Annotated in this window: 15 protein-coding genes; 8 read left to right on the top strand and 7 right to left on the bottom strand. The window is 57.0% G+C overall.

The features are described 5' to 3' along the window. Positions 1-60 precede the first annotated feature (60 nt). Genes C7434_RS00280 through C7434_RS00270 form a run of 3 tightly spaced genes read left to right on the top strand, consistent with a single transcriptional unit; the run spans position 61 to position 3661 of the window. Complete coding sequence (locus tag C7434_RS00280) at positions 61-1566, top strand: sugar ABC transporter ATP-binding protein (RefSeq protein ID WP_133745291.1); 1506 nt, start codon at positions 61-63, stop codon at positions 1564-1566. Next, the gene (locus tag C7434_RS00275; protein ID WP_006118048.1) at positions 1563-2564 is read left to right on the top strand and encodes an ABC transporter permease; all 1002 of its coding nucleotides are present in this window, start codon (positions 1563-1565) and stop codon (positions 2562-2564) included. Before C7434_RS00280 ends, C7434_RS00275 begins: the two co-directional genes overlap by 4 nt. A gap of 29 nt (positions 2565-2593) precedes the next feature. Beyond that, the gene (locus C7434_RS00270) at positions 2594-3661 is read left to right on the top strand and encodes a sugar ABC transporter substrate-binding protein (RefSeq protein WP_039338561.1); all 1068 of its coding nucleotides are present in this window, start codon (positions 2594-2596) and stop codon (positions 3659-3661) included. A 1774-nt stretch (positions 3662-5435) separates the two neighbouring features. On the opposite strand, the gene dinB is transcribed toward C7434_RS00270, so the two are convergent. After that, positions 5436-6491 carry a DNA polymerase IV gene (gene dinB, locus C7434_RS00260; protein ID WP_006118046.1) on the bottom strand — a complete coding sequence of 352 codons (1056 nt, stop codon included), beginning with the start codon at positions 6489-6491 and terminating at the stop codon, positions 5436-5438. A gap of 246 nt (positions 6492-6737) precedes the next feature. On the opposite strand from dinB, the gene dpaA reads away from it, so the two are divergent. Further along, positions 6738-7478 carry a peptidoglycan meso-diaminopimelic acid protein amidase gene (gene dpaA / locus C7434_RS00255; protein WP_033738547.1) on the top strand — a complete coding sequence of 247 codons (741 nt, stop codon included), beginning with the start codon at positions 6738-6740 and terminating at the stop codon, positions 7476-7478. Here the strand turns inward: dpaA and C7434_RS00250 are convergent. After that, positions 7443-8216 carry a class II glutamine amidotransferase gene (locus tag C7434_RS00250; RefSeq protein WP_006118044.1) on the bottom strand — a complete coding sequence of 258 codons (774 nt, stop codon included), beginning with the start codon at positions 8214-8216 and terminating at the stop codon, positions 7443-7445. The two genes, dpaA and C7434_RS00250, sit on opposite strands and share 36 nt — an antisense overlap. Positions 8217-8269: 53 nt before the next feature. Beyond that, complete coding sequence (lpcA, locus tag C7434_RS00245) at positions 8270-8848, bottom strand: D-sedoheptulose 7-phosphate isomerase (protein WP_039338565.1); 579 nt, start codon at positions 8846-8848, stop codon at positions 8270-8272. A 252-nt stretch (positions 8849-9100) separates the two neighbouring features. Between lpcA and fadE the strand changes: the two genes are divergently transcribed. Beyond that, positions 9101-11548: an acyl-CoA dehydrogenase FadE gene (gene fadE, locus C7434_RS00240; RefSeq protein ID WP_133745022.1), complete on the top strand. Its 2448-nt coding sequence runs from the start codon at positions 9101-9103 to the stop codon at positions 11546-11548. Between the two features lie 31 nt (positions 11549-11579). Here the strand turns inward: fadE and mtnK are convergent, their stop codons facing one another. Beyond that, positions 11580-12779 (bottom strand): S-methyl-5-thioribose kinase, encoded by a 1200-nt coding sequence (mtnK, locus tag C7434_RS00235; protein ID WP_133745021.1) that lies wholly within the window; start codon positions 12777-12779, stop codon positions 11580-11582. A 137-nt stretch (positions 12780-12916) separates the two neighbouring features. On the opposite strand from mtnK, the gene mtnA reads away from it, so the two are divergent. Then, positions 12917-13939 (top strand): S-methyl-5-thioribose-1-phosphate isomerase, encoded by a 1023-nt coding sequence (mtnA, locus tag C7434_RS00230; RefSeq protein ID WP_033738539.1) that lies wholly within the window; start codon positions 12917-12919, stop codon positions 13937-13939. A 47-nt stretch (positions 13940-13986) separates the two neighbouring features. Here mtnA and C7434_RS00225 read toward each other — a convergent pair whose 3' ends face one another. Genes C7434_RS00225 through C7434_RS00215 form a run of 3 tightly spaced genes read right to left on the bottom strand, consistent with a single transcriptional unit; the run spans position 13987 to position 15825 of the window. Then, on the bottom strand, positions 13987-14529 hold the full coding sequence (locus tag C7434_RS00225) for an acireductone dioxygenase (protein ID WP_039338570.1): 543 nt from the start codon (positions 14527-14529) through the stop codon (positions 13987-13989). 1 nt (position 14530) lies between these two features. After that, a complete protein-coding gene (gene mtnC / locus C7434_RS00220; RefSeq protein WP_133745020.1) occupies positions 14531-15214 on the bottom strand; it encodes an acireductone synthase in 684 nt (227 codons plus the stop codon). Then, positions 15211-15825 (bottom strand): methylthioribulose 1-phosphate dehydratase, encoded by a 615-nt coding sequence (locus C7434_RS00215; protein WP_033738537.1) that lies wholly within the window; start codon positions 15823-15825, stop codon positions 15211-15213. The genes mtnC and C7434_RS00215 overlap by 4 nt, the downstream gene beginning before the upstream one ends. A 115-nt stretch (positions 15826-15940) precedes the next feature. Between C7434_RS00215 and C7434_RS00210 the strand changes: the two genes are divergently transcribed. Together C7434_RS00210 and C7434_RS00205 are read left to right on the top strand one after the other, a co-directional pair. Beyond that, positions 15941-17101, top strand: a complete 1161-nt coding sequence (locus tag C7434_RS00210; protein WP_033738535.1) for a pyridoxal phosphate-dependent aminotransferase — start codon at positions 15941-15943, stop codon at positions 17099-17101. Then, the gene (locus C7434_RS00205; protein ID WP_033738533.1) at positions 17089-17862 is read left to right on the top strand and encodes an amidohydrolase; all 774 of its coding nucleotides are present in this window, start codon (positions 17089-17091) and stop codon (positions 17860-17862) included. Before C7434_RS00210 ends, C7434_RS00205 begins: the two co-directional genes overlap by 13 nt. The last annotated feature ends 25 nt before the right edge of the window (positions 17863-17887 follow it).

The raw sequence follows: 17887 nt of genomic DNA, 5'->3' as shown, positions 1-17887 counted from the left end.
TTGCCGCACCGGTAGCTTCGGGAAAAAATGCGATCAGTGACTTTAATGGAGAGCTCCGTGATGCGTGCAGTCAATCGCCTTGAGATGCGTAACATCTCTATCGATTTCGGCGGATTTGCCGCGTTAACCTCAGTGGATTTTCTGACGGAAGGTCACTCGGTTCATGCCCTGACCGGGGCCAATGGCGCGGGTAAATCCACCCTGATGGCGGTACTCTCCGGTGCCCACAGCCACTATCACGGTGAGATTCTGCTGGACGGCCAGCCCGTGTCGATTCGCAGCCCGAGTGACGCCAAAAAGCTCGGCATTCACCTGGTGCAGCAGGAAGTGGATGTTGCGCTGGTGCCCCAGTTAAGCGTGGCCGAGAACATTCTGCTGGATCAGCTGGCCGAACCGGGCCATGGCTTTCGCTGGGGCGATATGCGTCGTCAGGCGCGGGACCTGCTGGCGCAGCTGGATGCCACGATTGATGTCAGACGCCCGGTCGAACGTTGTTCGCTGGCGGAAAAGCAGCAAATCCTGCTGGCCAGAGCCCTGTCGCACCACTGCCGCTTTCTGATTCTCGATGAACCCACTGCCCCACTCGACCAACACGAAAGCGAGCGCCTGTTCGCCGTAGTTCGTCGCCTGCAGACCAGCGGTATTGGCGTGATATTTATCTCTCATCGTATTCACGAACTGAAAGCCATCTGCGATCGCCTGACGGTACTGCGCGATGGCCGCCTGGTGGAAAGTAGCCCAATGGCTTCCCTGAGCGGTGAGCAAATCGTTGAAAAAATGCTGGGTCATCCGTTGACCGATATCTATCCTCCGCGCCGGCCATTGCAGTCCTCATCCGTACTCATGGCGGTGGAAGGATTACATGATGAACACCTGCTTCAGGATATCTCACTGCGTTTACACAAGGGCGAGATTCTGGGTATTGCCGGGCTGGCCGGGGCTGGCAAAACCGAACTCTGCAAAGCGTTATTTGGTGCCAGTAAAAGCCGGGTTGCCCGCGGTGAACTGCACGGTAAACGCTGGAAACCGCGATCGCCACACGATTCCGTGAGTCAGCGCATGGCACTGGTGCCGGAAGAGCGCCGCAAAGAGGGCATCTTCATTGACGAATCGGTGGCGATGAACCTCAGTATCAGCGCAGACGACAGTTTTTCCCGCTGGAGCCTGTTCGGCCATCGTCAGGCATGGCGCTGGGCGGAGGCGGTGATCCGTCGTCTTAACGTGCGTACGACTGGCCCCGCCCAACCGTTACGTCGGCTTTCCGGCGGCAATCAACAAAAGGTGGCGATTGGCAAATGGTTACGCAATAACGCCGATGTCCTGATTTTCGACGAACCGACCAAAGGCGTGGACGTAAAAGCCAAAACGGAACTGTTCACGCTAATCAGCAACCTTGCCCATGAAGGCAAAGGGATTATTTACGCCTCTGGCGAATTTTCTGAACTGGTCGGCTTATGCGACCGTATTTGTGTGCTCTGGGACGGACGTATTGTGGCGGAATTAGACGGACAACGCGCCACGGAAGAGACACTTTTGCTCTATTCCACCGGAGGAACCCCTGCGTGAGCAGTAAAGAGTTAGCCCTGAATTCCGCATCGCCATCGCTGCGCCATCAGCTGTTCGATTTCCTCTATAAGTGGGGCATGTTGCTGACAGTGGTGATATTGATCGCTGCCTTTGGCCTGGCTTCCGACAGCTTTCTAGAGCCGAACAATATCATCAATATTTTGCGGTCTATCGCCATCGTAACCGTGATTGCCGTGGGCGTTTCTGTATCCCTCACCGTTGGCGGCTTCGACCTTTCGGTGGGCTCTACCGCGTCACTGGCAAACGCCCTGGTCATTTCGCTGTTTGTCTGGTACGGCTTCGATACCACGGCGGCGATCGCCATCACTCTGGCGCTGTGCACGCTGGTGGGACTGTTTAACGCCTTTCTGATCGTCGTGCTGCGCATTCCCGACATGCTGGCCACGCTGGCCACCCTGTTTGTGATTCAGGGCGTTGCAATGACCTACAGCTTTGGCGGCTCGATTACGGAAAACATGGTGCTGCCCAGCGGCGATATGGCGGAAGGCACCATTCCTGCTGCCTTTAACCTGTTGGGTCAGGTACCCACGATCGTGATTATCATGCTGGTGGTGACCGTGGTGGCACAGCTGGCGCTATCGCTGACCAAACACGGCCGCCGCATGTATGCGCTGGGCGGAAATCCCGAAGCCGCCCGACTTTCCGGTATTCGCACCACGCGTTATCGCGTTCTGGCCTATGTGATTGCCTCACTACTGGCCGGACTGGGCGGTATTCTGCTGGCCTCACGCATTGGATCGTCTCAGGTTAACGCCGGTAGCGGTTATCTGATGGACGCCGTGGCTGCCGCCTGGATCGGCTTTTCACTGGCCGGCTCCGGTAAGCCAAATGCGCTGGGTACGCTGGTCGGGGCCGTCATTTTGGGGGTTCTGCAAAACGGCCTGGTGATGTTATCTGTGCCCTATTACGCCATGGACATTATCAAAGGATTAGTGCTGGCCTTAGCGCTGGCCATCACTTATGTACAGCGTCGTTAAGACGCATTCTTCTACTGGAGTTAAGAATAATGAAAAAGATAACACTCTCGCTGCTGGCCCTGAGCCTGTTAAACGCCAGTGCCGCGTTTGCCGACACCATAACACCTGTCCCTGCCGCCATCGCCAATCATGAAGGGCCGATTCGTATTGCCGTCATCCGTAACCTCGGTTCCGACGACAATACGACTCAGTTTGTGGCAGGCGCGATTCAGCAGGGTCGCCAGTTGGGCTTCAAAGTCAGCACCTTCCTCAGCAACGGTGATGACGCGCGTTTTCAGGATTTTGTTAATCAGGCGATCAGCCAAAAATACGACGGTATTGTGCTGTCACACGGCAAAGCGCCCTATGCCAGCGCACTGGTAAAACGCATCGCTGACGCGGGCATTAAAGTGTCGGTATTTGACACACCGGTAGACAACCCGATTCCCGGCGTGACGGTGACCGCCCAGGATGACGCCTCGCTGGCGCAGCTCTCCCTGGGGCAGTTGATCAAAGACTTCAACGGCAAAGCGAACATCGTGAAGTTATGGGTCGCCGGTTTCCCGCCGATGGAACGCCGTCAGGTGGTGTATGAAAAATTATTAAAAGAAAACCCAGGCATTCATCAGCTGGAGTCCATTGGCGCAGTATCAACGGATGTCCAGGGCGACACGGCCAACAAAGTGGGCGCGATTCTGGCGAAATACCCGAAAGGCAAGATTGACGCCATCTGGGGCGCATGGGATGCCTTCAGCCAGGGCGCGTATAAAGCGTTGCAGGAAAATGGCCGCACCGAGATCAAGCTGTACAGCATTGATGTTTCCAATCAGGATTTGCAGCTGATGCGCCAGAAAGGCAGCCCGTGGGTGCAGACCGTCGCGGTCGATCCGAAAACTATCGGTGCCGTGAATATGCGCCTGGTGGCGAACAAGATCGCCGGGGAAACCACGCCTGCGACGTATGAATTTAAAGCGTCGTCGATTTCACAACAGGCGCTCGACAGCCATCCTGGCGCTGTGAATGTCGCGTCGCTTAACAAGATCATTCCGGGCTGGGGCAGCAATAACGATTTTGTCCAGCCGTGGTTTGCGACGCTGGAAGCAAAATATAAGAAGTAATGGGGTGTTGGTGGCGCTTACGCGGGGCGGTTAATTCGCTGCGCGAGGTGGCTGGTTTGTGTCGCTGACGGCTTGTGAAGCGCTGAGAGGGTTTCGCCCGCCAGGCGGCCTGGAGTTTCAGCCTGCCCGGTGCGGGCGACCGACGAGGGGCCGCCAGCCGCCGCGGCCCCTTGACCCCGGGCTTCCATCCTGCCCACCCGCCGCTTCGCGATGCCTTCGCTCCTTCAGGATTTCTGCGGACCGCCGGCGTCCTGTCGGCTCATCCGGAAATCCCTTATCCGCTCAGCGGGTGGGAAGGCCGCCCAACTCCCCCCGCTTTGAGATTTCCGCCTGATCAGGCGTTTTTATTGCTTTGGATACCGATAATTGATGCTTGTGCGAAAAGTCTTTTCAGGCACTGAGAAGGGTTGAGTCGCTGAATGCTCATGAAGCGCTGAGAGGGTTTCGCTCGCCAGGCGGCCTGGAGTTTCAGCCTGCCCGGTGCGGGCGACCGACAAGGGGCCGCCAGCCGCCGCGGCCCCTTGACCCCGGGCTCCCGTCCTGCCCACCCGCCGCTGCGCGGTGCCTTCGCTCCTTCAGAATTTCTGCGGACCGCCAGGACGCGCCATCCATGGCGCGGCCCGGCTCTCGCCGACGTCCTGTCGGCTCATCCGGAAATCCCTCATCCGCTCAGCGGGTGGGAAGGCCGCCCAACTCCCCCGCTTTGAGATTTGCGCCTGCTCAGGCGTTTTTATTGCTTTGGATACCGATAATTGATGCTTGTGCGAGAAGTCTTGTCAGGCACTGAGAAGGGTTGAGCCTCTGACAGCTTATGAAACGCTGAGAGGGTTTCGCTCGCCAGACGGCCTGGAGTTTCAGCCTGCCCGGTGCGGGCGACCGACAAGGGGCCGCCAGCCGCCGCTTCACTATCTCTGTGTTAAAGCCACTTCCGGTGTCGCTGTAGGTGACCGGAAAGTCCTACAGTCTGCTGGTTTTGAATCAATGCATGTTTATAAAAAACTTTTTTTGAATCCCACTGCATACATTCACTACAGACAACACCCGCTTTTAAAAGAAACCAGGACTGACAGGCGGGGGTTTTCTGCCGACATCCGGCGCGCTGAGGAGGGAACGGAGGCCAGGACGGAGCGGCAGGGATGCCGCGCAGAGGACGGCTGCGCCAGGGACGGCGCATCCGGACGGTCCGTCAGGCCGGAGTGAGAGACGAAGGAACAGCGACGGCTGCCGGCCGCCGGGATTGTTAAGGGGCTGGCGCGAGCCCCTTAACCCGGCCGCCTGCACGGACAGGCTGAAACTGCCATCGCCTGGCGGGCGGAAAACTCCCGGTGCACGACCGTAATCTCCCCCGCCCCGCGGGCAAAAAGATAAATCCTCAGATAACACCAAACCAAATCAGTAACACGATCACACTGGCAGGGGTTTCCTGGCGGCATCCGGCGCGCTAAAGAAAGAGCGGCCGCCGGGATTGTTAAGGGGCTGACGCGAGCCCCTTAACCCGGCCGCCTGCACGGACAGGCTGAAACTCCCTGTCGCCTAGCGGGCGGAAAATTCCCGATGCACGACCGTAATCTTCCCGCCCCGCGGGCAAACAGACAAATCCTCAGACAACACCATACCAAATCAGTAACACGATCCCACAGACAGGGGTTTTCTGATGGCATCCGGCTCGCTAAGAAAAGAACGGCGGCCGGGCTGAAACTCCCCACCGCCTGGCGGGCGGAAAATGCCCGGAGCACAACCGTAATCCCCCCCACTCAACGCGAAAGCGCCCCCTCTATAATCCCAGCAGCAACTGCCTCTCCAACTGCGGATCCACCAGCGTCACATGCAGCCCCACCAGCCGGACGCCACGTCCGGCGCGGCGCTCGTCCCAGGTCTTACGGGCCACGGCAATCATGTCCTCTTTATTGAGCACGGGCCAGACATGTTCCTGAGTGGTCTGCTGGAAATCACTAAACTTCAGCTTCACGCCCTGGCGCGCAATGTGCTTATCGGGGCGAATCTGCGTCAGGCGACGATCAAGCTCGGCATAGAGGTAATCAATAATTTCCAGACAGCGCTCCCAACTGTCGATATCGTCAGCCAGCGTCCGCTCCACACCCAGCGATTTTCGTTCGCGTTCAACCACCACGCCCCGTTCGTCAATGCCGTGACTGCGCTCCCATAACACTCTGCCAAACTTGCCAAAACGCTTAAGCAGCAGCGCCAAATCGGCTTTTTGCACGTCCGCGCAGGTGTGCAGACCCAGCTCTTCGAGCTTTTTTGCTGAAACTTTTCCTACACCGGGAATTTTTGCCAGCGGTAAGGCCAGCAAGAAATCGGACATCTGGGCCGGTGTAATCACATACTGACCATCAGGCTTGTTTAAATCGGAGGCGATCTTGGCAAGGAATTTTATGGGCGCGATGCCCGCAGAGGCAGTGAGCTGCGTTTCGCGAAAAATGGTGGCGCGGATGTCCTGCGCGATAAGCGTGGCCGATCCCTGACAGTGCTGGCTGTCGGTGACATCCAGATAGGCTTCGTCCAGTGAGAGTGGCTCAATGAGCGAGGTATAACGCGAAAAGATGGCGCGGATCTGACTGGAGGCTTCTTTATAGACGTCATACCGTCCGGGCAGTAGACGCAGATGCGGACAAAGCTTTAAGGCCATACCGGTCGGCATCGCGCTGCGTACGCCATATTTGCGGGCCGGATAATTAGCGGTACTGATAACGCCACGTCGATCGCGGCTGCCGCCGATGGCCATGGGAATATCGCGTAATGAGGGATCGTCACGCATTTCCACCGCCGCAAAAAAGCAGTCCATATCAACATGAATGATCTTACGCATCGCCCCTCCAGTACTGGATAAGTATACAGTTCGGAAAGGCTTGTGCAATATTTCTTGCAATAACAAACAAAGTTTACAAATTTTTGGCGTCATTCCGCCAAAGAAATGGACATTTTGCGCCGTGCTGTATTGCTAAAAAAACAGACAATGTTTAATGTTGCGCTGCGGTAGCGGAAAGTTCCGATAATGCAAACAGAGGCGCACATAACGCGCCATTGTTCTTCTTCACTTCAAGGTATACACAGCATGGGCAAAATCGCACTTCTGTTTGCGATGCTTTTACTGCCAGCCCTCAGCATGGCAATGACTCCCGAGCCGGTTCAGCAACTGGCCCCTGTGAGTAAAGAGTTAAAGAAACAGCTAATCGGCACGCCGGTTTATATTCAGATCTTTAAGGAAGAGCGGACACTTGAGCTGTACGGCAAGATTGGTAACGAATACCGCTTGCTGGATACTTACCGCATCTGCAATTTTTCGGGCGGTCTGGGTCCAAAACGCCGTGAAGGCGATTTTAAAAGCCCGGAAGGTTTCTACAGCGTAAAACTGAATCAGCTTAAACCGGACAGCCGTTTCTATCGCGCGATTAATATTGGCTTTCCGAATCAATACGACCGTGACCAGGGCTACAGCGGCAACTACCTGATGATTCACGGCGACTGTAAGTCGATTGGCTGCTACGCCATGACCAATGCCTATATGGATCAGATTTTCACGTATGTGAACGCGGCATTGCGTAATGGTCAGCAGGAAGTGAATATTGCAATTTATCCGTTCCGCATGACGGACAGCAACATGCAGCGCCATCGTTATTCGACCTACGCGGATTTCTGGAAGCAGCTTCAGCCGGGTTATGTCTACTTTGCGAAGTATCATCAACCGCCGACAGTCAATGTCGCCAGCGGCAGATATGTGATGAACAGCAGCCCGGTCATCACCCAACCCGAAGCGGCATCACAGTCGTTCCTGGCGCTCTCCAAGGTAAAATAAGGCCCACTCGCCTGGCACGATCCGGTGCCAGGTTTCATTCCCCGTCAGCGGCTGTGTGGCAATGACCGTGACCACGTCGTTCGCCCCGGTATGTTTCTGGAAATCAATTTCCACATCCTGATCGAGCAACTGCGCCCGGCCAAAAGGGGCACGGCGAGTGATCCAGAACAGATTGGTCGAGCAGAAGGCCATCAGATAGCGCCCGTCCGACAGCAACATGTTGAACACGCCCTTTTGCCGCAGCTCGCTCGCCAGCTCGCCGATGTAGCGGAAGACCGCAGGCCAGTTTCCCGGCGTGCGCGGATAGCGCGTGGCCAGCTTATGCAGAATCCAGCAAAAGGCCTTTTCGCTGTCGGTTTCGCCTACCGGCCGAAACGTGCCGGTTTCCAGTTGCCGGTAACCTTTCAGTTGTCCGTTGTGGGCATAGGTCCAGTTGCGTCCCCATAACTCCCGGGTAAAGGGGTGCGTATTTTCCAGCGAAACCGGGCCGCGATTCGCCTGGCGAATGTGCGCCACGACGGAGTGGGATTTGATGGGATATTCCTGCACCAGGCGCGCAATGGGGGAATTAAAACTCGGCAAGGGATCTTTAAAGGTGCGGCACCCTTTATCTTCATAAAACGTAATGCCCCAGCCGTCTTTATGCGGCCCTGTTCCGCCGCCGCGCTGCACCAGTCCGGTGAAACTAAAACAAATATCGGTGGGAACGTTAGCGCTCATCCCGAGCAATTCGCACATAGCAACCGCCTTAGAGTAAAAGCCTCCTGTCGGTCAGGAGGCGACACACGCTGTTACCTGACCATCTCTTTTTCAATCAGCAGCATCAGGATATGAATCACTTTGATGTGGATCTCCTGAATACGGTCAGCATAACCGAAATGGGGCACACGAATTTCAATGTCCGCGCTGCCGGCCATTTTACCGCCATCTTTACCGGTCAGCGTGATCACTTTCATCCCCTGGGCGCGCGCCGCTTCTACGGCTTTGATGATATTAGCCGAGTTACCTGAGGTTGAAATCCCCAGCAACACGTCGCCCGGGCGCCCTACCGCTTCTACATAACGGGAAAAGACATGGTCATAACCAAAATCATTACTCACACAGGAAAGGTGGCTGACGTCTGAAATGGCAATCGCCGGGTAGCCCGGACGATTTTCACGGTAACGGCCCGTCAGTTCCTCCGCAAAATGCATCGCATCACAGTGTGATCCGCCGTTGCCACAGGAGAGCACTTTGCCGCCCGCTTTGAAGCTGTCCGCCAACATCACCGCTGCACGCTGGATGGTATGAATGTTCGCGTCGTCACTCAGAAAGTTATTCAACGTTTCTGCAGCTTCGTTGAGCTCTGAACGAATAATGTCCTGATACATAGACTTGTCCTTTGTAGGAGAGGGTAATCGCAGCAAGTTTAACGGAATGGCTGACGCACGCATAGCATCACGCCGCCGGATCCTTTTCGCGCCGCGCTTTTTCGCGACCACAGCCTGGGCGTTGCTCGCGCTTTCGCTGATTTTGTGAGTCAGGTTGTAATTGCGATGTAAACAAATTGATAAATGCCCTCATCTGAATTACACCTTCATCATAACAGGTCAGACCTCTTACTACTTACGGAGCACTTCATTATGATGGTTGTCTCGATTCTTGCGACAGTGCTGCTGACTGGCGCACTGTTCTATCACCGCATCTCGCTGCTGCTCAGCAGCGTCATCCTGTTGCTGTGGACCGCAGCAATGGCGGTGGTCCATCTCTGGACGCCGTGGCTGCTTGTGCCGCTGGCGATTATCCTGTTACCGCTGAATCTCACCAGCCTGCGCCGCAGCCTGTTTTCCAAACCAATGCTGCACCGCTTTCAGCAGGTGATGCCGCCGATGTCTCGTACGGAAAAAGAGGCGATCGATGCGGGCACTACCTGGTGGGAAGGCGACCTGTTTCAGGGCAAACCCGACTGGCAGAAACTGCATAACTACCCGCAACCGCGACTGACGCCGGAAGAACAGGCGTTTCTTGACGGGCCGGTAGAAGAAGCCTGTTGTCTGGCAAATGATTTCCAGATTACCCATGAACTGGCCGATATGCCGCCAGAGCTGTGGGCGCATCTGAAAGCCCATCGCTTCTTTGCCATGATCATCAAGAAAGAGTACGGCGGCCTGGAGTTCTCTGCCTATGCACAGGCGCGCGTGTTGCAGAAACTGGCCGGCGTCTCAGGCATTCTGGCGATTACCGTGGGCGTGCCTAACTCACTGGGCCCTGGCGAACTGCTGCAACATTACGGAACGGAAAAACAGAAAGACCACTATCTGCCGCGTCTGGCGCGTGGCGATGAAATCCCCTGTTTCGCCCTGACGAGCCCGGAAGCCGGTTCAGATGCGGGAGCGATTCCGGATACGGGCGTTGTGTGCATGGGCGAGTGGCAGGGCCAGCAGGTGCTGGGCATGCGCCTTACCTGGAACAAGCGCTATATTACGCTGGCCCCGATTGCCACTGTGCTGGGCCTGGCGTTTAAACTTTCCGATCCCGACCATCTGCTGGGCGACAAAGACGAACTGGGCATTACCTGCGCCCTGATCCCCACCAGCACACCGGGCGTGGAAATCGGCCATCGCCATTTCCCGCTTAACGTACCGTTCCAGAATGGCCCAACCCGCGGTAAAGATATTTTCGTGCCGATCGATTTCATTATCGGTGGCCCGGAAATGGCCGGACAGGGCTGGCGGATGCTGGTGGAATGTCTGTCGGTGGGCCGTGGAATCACCCTGCCGTCTAACTCAACCGGCAGCCTGAAAAGCGTAGCGCTGGCCACAGGCGCCTATGCGCATATCCGCCGTCAGTTCAAACTGTCTATCGGTAAAATGGAAGGGATTGAAGAACCTCTGGCGCGCATTGCCGGTAATGCCTACGTGATGGACGCTGCCGCGACGCTGATTACCACCGGCATTATGCAGGGCGAGAAACCTGCGGTGCTGTCTGCGATTGTGAAATATCACTGTACCCACCGCGCCCAACAGTCAATTATCGATGCAATGGATATTGCCGGGGGTAAAGGTATCATGCTGGGCGACAGCAACTTCCTGGCCCGGGCTTATCAGGGTGCCCCTATCGCCATTACCGTGGAAGGCGCGAATATCCTGACCCGCAGTATGATCATCTTTGGCCAGGGTGCTATCCGCTGCCATCCGTATGTGTTGCAGGAAATGGCGGCCGCCGCCAGCAATGATGTGGCGGGCTTTGATAAGGCGCTGTTTAGCCATATTGGCCACGTTGGCAGCAATGCGATGCGCAGCCTGTGGCTGGGCCTTCTGGGCGGACGCACCAGCGCCGCGCCAACGCGTGATGCCACCCGTCGCTATTATCAGCACCTGAACCGTATCAGTGCCAATCTGGCGTTACTGTCTGACGTGTCCATGGCGGTGTTAGGCGGCAGCCTGAAACGTCGCGAACGTATGTCAGCGCGCCTGGGCGATGTGCTGAGCCAGCTGTATCTGGCCTCGGCGACGCTGAAACGTTATGAGGATGAAGGCCGTCATGAAGCCGATCTGCCGCTAGTGCACTGGGGCGTGCAGGATGCCTTGCACAAAGCCGAGAAAGCTATGGACGATCTGCTGAGCAACTTCCCGAACCGTCTGGTCGCTGGCGTCATGCGCCTGGTGGTCTTTGCCGGTGGTCAGCACTGCCCGGCACCGTCCGATCGCCTGGATCACAAGCTGGCAAAAATGCTGCAGGTGCCGTCGGCGACGCGTACGCGCTTAGGTCGTGGTCAGTATCTGGCTCCCAGCCAGCATAATCCGGCGGGCCAGTTAGAGCAGGCGCTACAGGATGTGATGGCGGCTGAGGTGATTCACGATCGCCTGTGCAAACAGCAGAAAAAACACCTCTCGTTTACGCGCCTGGATGCGCTGGCTAAACAGGCGCTGGAACAGGGCTGGATCGATCAGAAAGAGGCAGAGGTGCTGAAGCGTGCCGAAGAGAGCCGTCTGCGTTCAATCAACGTGGACGAGTTTGAGGCCGATGCGCTGGCCGTGCCGGTCAGACAGGATGTGACTAAGCCCGCGCGCCCCAGCGAGGCGGCATAACCCATCAGGCCGACATCACGTCGGCCTTTTTTTATCCCGCCTGACGGATGCGGGCAATCAGTGCATCCACATCGTCCACATGCCCGGCCGCCAGAATCAGGGTGCGGCCCAGGGTAATCGCATTGCGAATGCAGTCAGTCCGCATCTCCTCATCCCGAATCAGTTTCATGTCCGCCACATGCGACATGCCAACGGTTCTGCGAATCAGTTCGGTGCCACAATAGCCAATGGTATCTGCCCACACTTTACGCAGAAACGCCTGCGCATAGCCGGGATAAGCCATGGCCACATCCTGCGTCTTGCTCTCCGCCAGCGCCAGAAAACGCGTTTCAAAGGTCTGCCAGACATCATGCACGTCGCTCAGGCGCTGCTCGCGCGCATCCGCGGCTTCACGGGGCGGCAGCAGCCCTGGTAAGCCACAGTAGTTAATCAGCAGATTGCCCAATGCCGTACCGACATCAAATCCCATCGGTCCAAAATAGCCAAACTCTGCGTCGATCGCTTTTAAGCTACCGTCAGCCACAAAAATGGAGCCGCTGTGGATATCGCCATGCAGTAAGGCTTCTGCATGACTGAAGAAACGGTGCTTCAGCCCGGCGACAGCAATGCGCAGCGCCTCATCGGTACGAAGCGATGCCACCAGGGGTTCCAGCGCCTCGGGATAGCTGTTACGCACATGGTCGGTATAGGGATCGTTGAAAAAAAGATCTTCTGTGATTTCACACAGTTCGGGATTGATAAAGCGCGCCACTTCGGCTTTTTTCACATGCGGATGCAGAATGAAGTCTGAGGTATGGAACAACATCTGGGCCAGATATTCGCCAAGCTGACGCGGCGCCTCCGGATAGTAAGCGCCCTTCACCAGCTCGCTGCGCCAGATACGGTGACTGGACAGATCTTCCATGATCATCACCGCCAGGTCTGCATCGTAATGCGTGACGTTGACCGTGTGCTGCGGGCAATATTTGTAATGCTCGACCAGCGTCTGCGCTTCAATACGCGCACGATCAAGAGTTAACGGCCAGGATTCGCCCACACAGCGCACATAGGGCAACGCCTGCTTGACCACAATGCGGCTGTTGCCCTGGTCGTCGTAAATTTTGAACACCAGGTTGAGGTTACCATCACCAATCTCTTCCGCACTGCGTAAAACCGAGGGATCTTCCAGCCCACCAAACTGTTTGGCATATTCAACCGCATCAGCAGCGGTGAACGTACGGTATTGCGACATTGACCTTTCCTCATCAACAAACGCCGGTGTGCGCCGGAGCTGATTAATCTTTCGTAACAAGCCGTTCAGACGTCTATACATCCGTTACGCATGTTGGCACAATATCCGTCATCAACGCAACATGGATTTCACCGACAATGCAGACATTCCAAACCACAAGCTTACAGGTTCGCAACAACCAGCTCTGGATACTGGATCAGCAGGCCCTGCCTCAGCAAAAGAACTGGCTGCCCGCCCATACTGTGGCGCAGTTGGTTGACCATATTCATGCCCTGCGGGTGCGCGGCGCGCCGTTAATTGGTTTATCTGCATCATTGCTGCTGGCCCTGCTGGCAGAACAGGGGGAATCACGCGAGCAACTGGCGCAATCGCTGGACACCCTGCGGGCCGCCCGCCCTACTGCCGTAAACCTGATGAATAACCTTGATCGTATGAAACAGGCGCTGGCGCAGCCAGAAATGGCAACGAGCCTGGTGGAAGAAGCGTTGCGTCTGGTGCATGAGGATAAACAGCTGTGCGATCGCATCGCCGATGCCGGCAGTGCGCTGGTCAAACCCGGCAGTCAGTTGTTAACCCACTGCAACACCGGCGGTCTGGCGACTGCGGGTGTGGGTACGGCACTGGGCGTTATCGCGCGTGCGCATCAACAAGGCCACGTTCACAATGTCTGGGTTGATGAAACGCGCCCGCTGTTGCAGGGAGGACGCTTAACCGCCTGGGAACTGGGCGAGCTGGGTGTGCCTTACCAGTTGATCACGGATTCGATGGCCGCCAGCCTGATGGCGGCGGGCAAGGTTGATGCTGTCTGGGTCGGCGCGGATCGCATTGCCGCCAATGGTGACGTGGCGAATAAAATCGGCACCTACAGCCTGGCGGTACTGGCGCACTATCATGGTATTCCGTTTTATGTTGCCGCGCCGCATACCACGCTGGATCGTCAATGCCCGACGGGGGATGCCATCCCGATTGAGCAGCGTGCCGCCAGTGAAGTTACCGGTGTGTCGGGAAGCTTCGGCAGCGTGCAGTGGGCGCCCGCGGATGCGCAGGTTTCTAATCCGGCCTTTGATGTCACGCCTGCGGCGCTCATCAGTGGTTGGGTACTGGATACCGGCGTGATCACACCGGCGCAGGTGGCTGCTGGCGTTTTTCAGCCACAGTAAACAAAACGGGCGGCTGAGTCAGCCGCCCGCAGAACGCACCGTCATGACTACGCCAGGCGCGGGTAGGCATCGGCGATCCTGTCGCCTGTGAAGTTGGCGATCCAGCCTTCCTGATTATCAAAAATACGAATCGCCGTGAAATGCGGGGATGAGCCCATATCAAACCAGTGCGGCGTGCCTGCGGGCACCGAAATCAGATCGTTCTTTTCGCACAGGATCTGCAGGATTTCACCGTCCAGATGCAGGCAGAACAGCCCGGCGCCTTCGACAAAGAACCGCACTTCGTCTTCACCGTGCGTATGTTCTGAGAGGAATTTCTGGCGCAGCACGTCTTTTTGCGGATTGTCTGCCCGCATACTGATGACGTCCCAGCTCTGATAGCCTTTTTCGGCGACCAGGCGGTCAATGGCGTGCTGATAGGCGTTGATCACCGTTTCCGCATCGGGATTCTCGCCCAGATCGCGGTCTGCCTGCCAGCGCTCGAAGCGAACGTCTTTGGCGTTCAGACGCTCACGGATCGCCTCGGGATCGGTGCTGTGCCACAACGGCTGGCTCGGATCGCTATCGCTAAAAATGGTCAGTGCACTCATTTCAAATCGACTCCGGGTTAATCTGAGAAAAATCAGCGACCTGACAATGATGGCTGTCATCATCCGCCGCGTCACGAATCAGCTGCAACGTGTGCCAGCCAGCCTGTCTGGCGGCGTCCAGCTCCTGATGAATATCAGAGAGGAACAGCAATTGTCCGGCCGGCAAGCCCGTTTGCGCCGCGATGTTTTGATACGACGTTACCTCGCGCTTGGCGCCCACGTGGGTATCAAAGTAACCGCTAAACAAACCAGTAATATCACCTTCATCGCTGTAGCCAAATAACAATTTCTGCGCGGCAACCGAGCCAGAGGAATATATATAAAGTTTAATGCCTTGCGCGTGCCAGGCCGTGAGCGCAGGCAGGACATCCGGATAAAGGTGCCCCGTAAAACGCCCGCTCAGATAGCCCTCGCGCCAAATCATCCCCTGCAGCGCTTTCAGGCCGGTCGATTTGCGGTCCTCATCCATGTAAGAAAACAGGATGGCGATCACGCTGTCGACGTCGGCATCGGGCTGTCCGGCCTCCGTACGCACGGCATTGAGCGCGTCCTGAACGGCGGGCTGCGCCTGATGCTGGCGCACATAGTCGGCCAGATGGGCACGGGCATAGGGAAACAGGACGTTATGTACAAAACGGATATCGCTGGTGGTGCCTTCAATATCGGTAACAATGGCCTTAATCATGCCTTCTCCAGCAAGCGACGTTGACGTTCGCATTCAAATAAAAACTCCAGCCCTTCCAGATGGCGGCGCGCTTCTGCCACATCGTTGCCCCAGCAGGTCAGGCCATGGCCACGCAGCAGAAAGCCGTAACGCAGCGGAAAACGGGCTGCATAATCTTCAATTTCTGACGCCAGCGCGGCAACATCCTGGCGGTTATCAAACACCGGAATCGCCACGGTATCCTCATGCGTGGACTGACCGCTCAGCGACTTTTGCATCTCATAGCCGTACAGCAGTAGCGCCGCGCCCTGCTCTATGCGCGACAGAACGGTGGAATTGACCGTGTGCGTATGCAGTACTGCGCCCGCCTCCGGAAACAGGCGGTAGATCAGCGTGTGCAGTGCGGTCTCGGCAGAAGGCCTGCGACCCGAGGGGGCCTGGCTGGTGGCAATGTCGACCTGAATAAAGTCATCCCGCGTCAGGCTGCCTTTATCTTTGCCTGACTCGCTGAGCAGGCAGAAATGCGCATCCTGGCGCACCGACATATTGCCGCCGGTGGCGGGCGCCCACCCCTTCGCACCTATCCAGTGACAGGCGGCAACCAGCTGATCTAAAGCATGAGAATCGGACATTACTCTTCCTTTTAGCCGTCTAAGCGTCTTGATTGCCAAATACTAGCATCCTGTTTATAGTGGCAGCAACTCAGCGTTTCTCCGTAACCGTTTTTGCGCGTAAGGCAACCTAATCATGACACAATCCATCCTCACGCCTGAGAGCAAGTTACCCGCCCTCGGCACCACGATATTCACGCAGATGAGCGCGCTGGCACAGCAGCATAACGCCATCAATCTTTCCCAGGGTTTTCCGGATTTTGATGGTCCGCGCTACCTGCAGGACAGGCTGGCTTATCATGTCAGTCAGGGTGCCAATCAGTATGCCCCCATGACCGGCGCACAACCGTTACGCGAAGCCATTGCCGAAAAGACCGCTGCGTTGTACGACTATCGTCCCGATGTGAACAGCGATATCACCGTGACCGCAGGCGCAACCGAAGCGCTGTATGCCGCGATCACTGCCCTGGTTCGCCCGGGTGACGAGGTGATCTGTTTCGATCCCAGTTACGACAGCTATGCGCCCGCGGTGCAACTGGCGGGCGGCGTACTGAAACGCCTCACCCTGCAGCCGCCCACGTTTGCAGTTGACTGGCCGGCGTTCTCCGCGCTGTTAAGCGATAAAACCCGACTGGTTATCTTAAATACGCCACATAATCCCTCGGCCAGCGTCTGGCACCAGGCGGACTATGCGGCCTTATGGCAGGCGATTGCTGACCGGGAAATCTATGTGCTGAGCGATGAGGTTTATGAGCACATCTGTTTTGCCAGGGACGGTCATGCCAGCGTGCTGGCGCACCCCGAACTGCGTCAACGTGCGGTGGCGGTTTCCTCGTTTGGCAAAACCTTTCACATGACCGGCTGGAAAGTGGGTTACTGCGTCGCCCCCGCGGCGATCAGCGCAGAAATCCGCAAGATCCATCAGTACCTCACTTTTTCCGTCAACACACCCGCTCAGCTGGCGATTGCCGATATGCTGCGCCAGCATCCTGAACATTATCGTGAGCTGCCCGACTTCTATCGCGCGCGCCGTGACCGACTGATACAGGCACTGAGCCGTAGCCGTTTCCGCATTTTACCGTGCGAAGGCACCTACTTCCTGCTGGCGGACTACAGCGCTATATCGGCGCTGGATGACGTGCAGTTTTGCCAGTGGCTGACGCGCGAAGTGGGCGTGGCCGCGATCCCGCTGTCGGTCTTCTGTGAAGCGCCTTTCCCACACAAACTGATCCGGCTGTGCTTTGCAAAACAGGAAGCGACGCTCGACGCCGCAGCGGAGCGTTTATGTCGTCTTTAGCCATTACGTTGTTGCAAGCGCCGCTGACGTGGATGGATGGCGAGGCTAACCTGCGCCATTTCGATAATCTGCTGGCTGACATGACAGACCGGGATGTGATTATTCTGCCGGAGATGTTCACCACCGGTTTTGCGATGGAGGCTGCACAGCAGGCCCTGCCGCAACAGCAGGTCGTGACATGGCTACACCGTCATGCGAAGCGCACGAATGCGCTGGTGGGCGGCAGTGCCGCGATACAAACGCCAGCGGGTGCCGTGAACCGTTTTTTGCTGGTTGAGCCGAATGGCACGCTGCATCACTATGACAAGCGACACCTGTTTCGCATGGCGGATGAGCAGCAGCATTACGTCGCGGGCACGGCGCGCACGGTGATTCAGTGGCGCGGCTGGCGCATTTTGCCGCAAATCTGTTACGACCTGCGCTTTCCGGTCTTTTCGCGCAACCAAAATGACTACGATCTGGCGTTGTATGTGGCCAACTGGCCTGCGGCGCGCGCGCTGCACTGGCAGGCGCTACTGCTGGCCCGGGCGATTGAGAATCAGGCGTTTGTCGCGGGCTGCAATCGCGTGGGCAGCGATGGCAACCAACATCAGTACAGTGGGGACAGCCGAATTATTTCACCGCAAGGCGAGGTGCTGGCTGCAGGTGAGCCCTTTACGGCAGGTAAGGTTGAGACGTCGCTGTCGCTTGCCGATCTGCAGGCTTATCGCGAGCGGTTTCCGGCGTGGCGGGATGCGGATGGCTTTACGCTGGCAGAATAAAAGCGCCCCGGCCAGGCCGGGGCGC

This window comes from Pantoea sp. PNA 14-12, assembly GCF_004364735.1.
GTDB lineage: Bacteria > Pseudomonadota > Gammaproteobacteria > Enterobacterales > Enterobacteriaceae > Pantoea > Pantoea stewartii.
Note: the sequence above shows the minus strand (reverse complement) of the source record. Positions and strands in the feature narration are given on the sequence as shown.

Coding starts and splice junctions, on each gene's coding strand:
- mtnC (WP_133745020.1), bottom strand. CDS start 15,214: ATGATTAAGGCCATTGTTACCGATATTGAAGGCACCACCAGCGATATC.
- lpcA (WP_039338565.1), bottom strand. CDS start 8,848: ATGTATCAGGACATTATTCGTTCAGAGCTCAACGAAGCTGCAGAAACG.
- dpaA (WP_033738547.1), top strand. CDS start 6,738: ATGGGCAAAATCGCACTTCTGTTTGCGATGCTTTTACTGCCAGCCCTC.
- dinB (WP_006118046.1), bottom strand. CDS start 6,491: ATGCGTAAGATCATTCATGTTGATATGGACTGCTTTTTTGCGGCGGTG.
- C7434_RS00205 (WP_033738533.1), top strand. CDS start 17,089: ATGTCGTCTTTAGCCATTACGTTGTTGCAAGCGCCGCTGACGTGGATG.
- C7434_RS00225 (WP_039338570.1), bottom strand. CDS start 14,529: ATGAGTGCACTGACCATTTTTAGCGATAGCGATCCGAGCCAGCCGTTG.
- C7434_RS00210 (WP_033738535.1), top strand. CDS start 15,941: ATGACACAATCCATCCTCACGCCTGAGAGCAAGTTACCCGCCCTCGGC.
- mtnK (WP_133745021.1), bottom strand. CDS start 12,779: ATGTCGCAATACCGTACGTTCACCGCTGCTGATGCGGTTGAATATGCC.
- C7434_RS00280 (WP_133745291.1), top strand. CDS start 61: ATGCGTGCAGTCAATCGCCTTGAGATGCGTAACATCTCTATCGATTTC.
- C7434_RS00215 (WP_033738537.1), bottom strand. CDS start 15,825: ATGTCCGATTCTCATGCTTTAGATCAGCTGGTTGCCGCCTGTCACTGG.
- fadE (WP_133745022.1), top strand. CDS start 9,101: ATGATGGTTGTCTCGATTCTTGCGACAGTGCTGCTGACTGGCGCACTG.
- C7434_RS00250 (WP_006118044.1), bottom strand. CDS start 8,216: ATGTGCGAATTGCTCGGGATGAGCGCTAACGTTCCCACCGATATTTGT.
- mtnA (WP_033738539.1), top strand. CDS start 12,917: ATGCAGACATTCCAAACCACAAGCTTACAGGTTCGCAACAACCAGCTC.
- C7434_RS00270 (WP_039338561.1), top strand. CDS start 2,594: ATGAAAAAGATAACACTCTCGCTGCTGGCCCTGAGCCTGTTAAACGCC.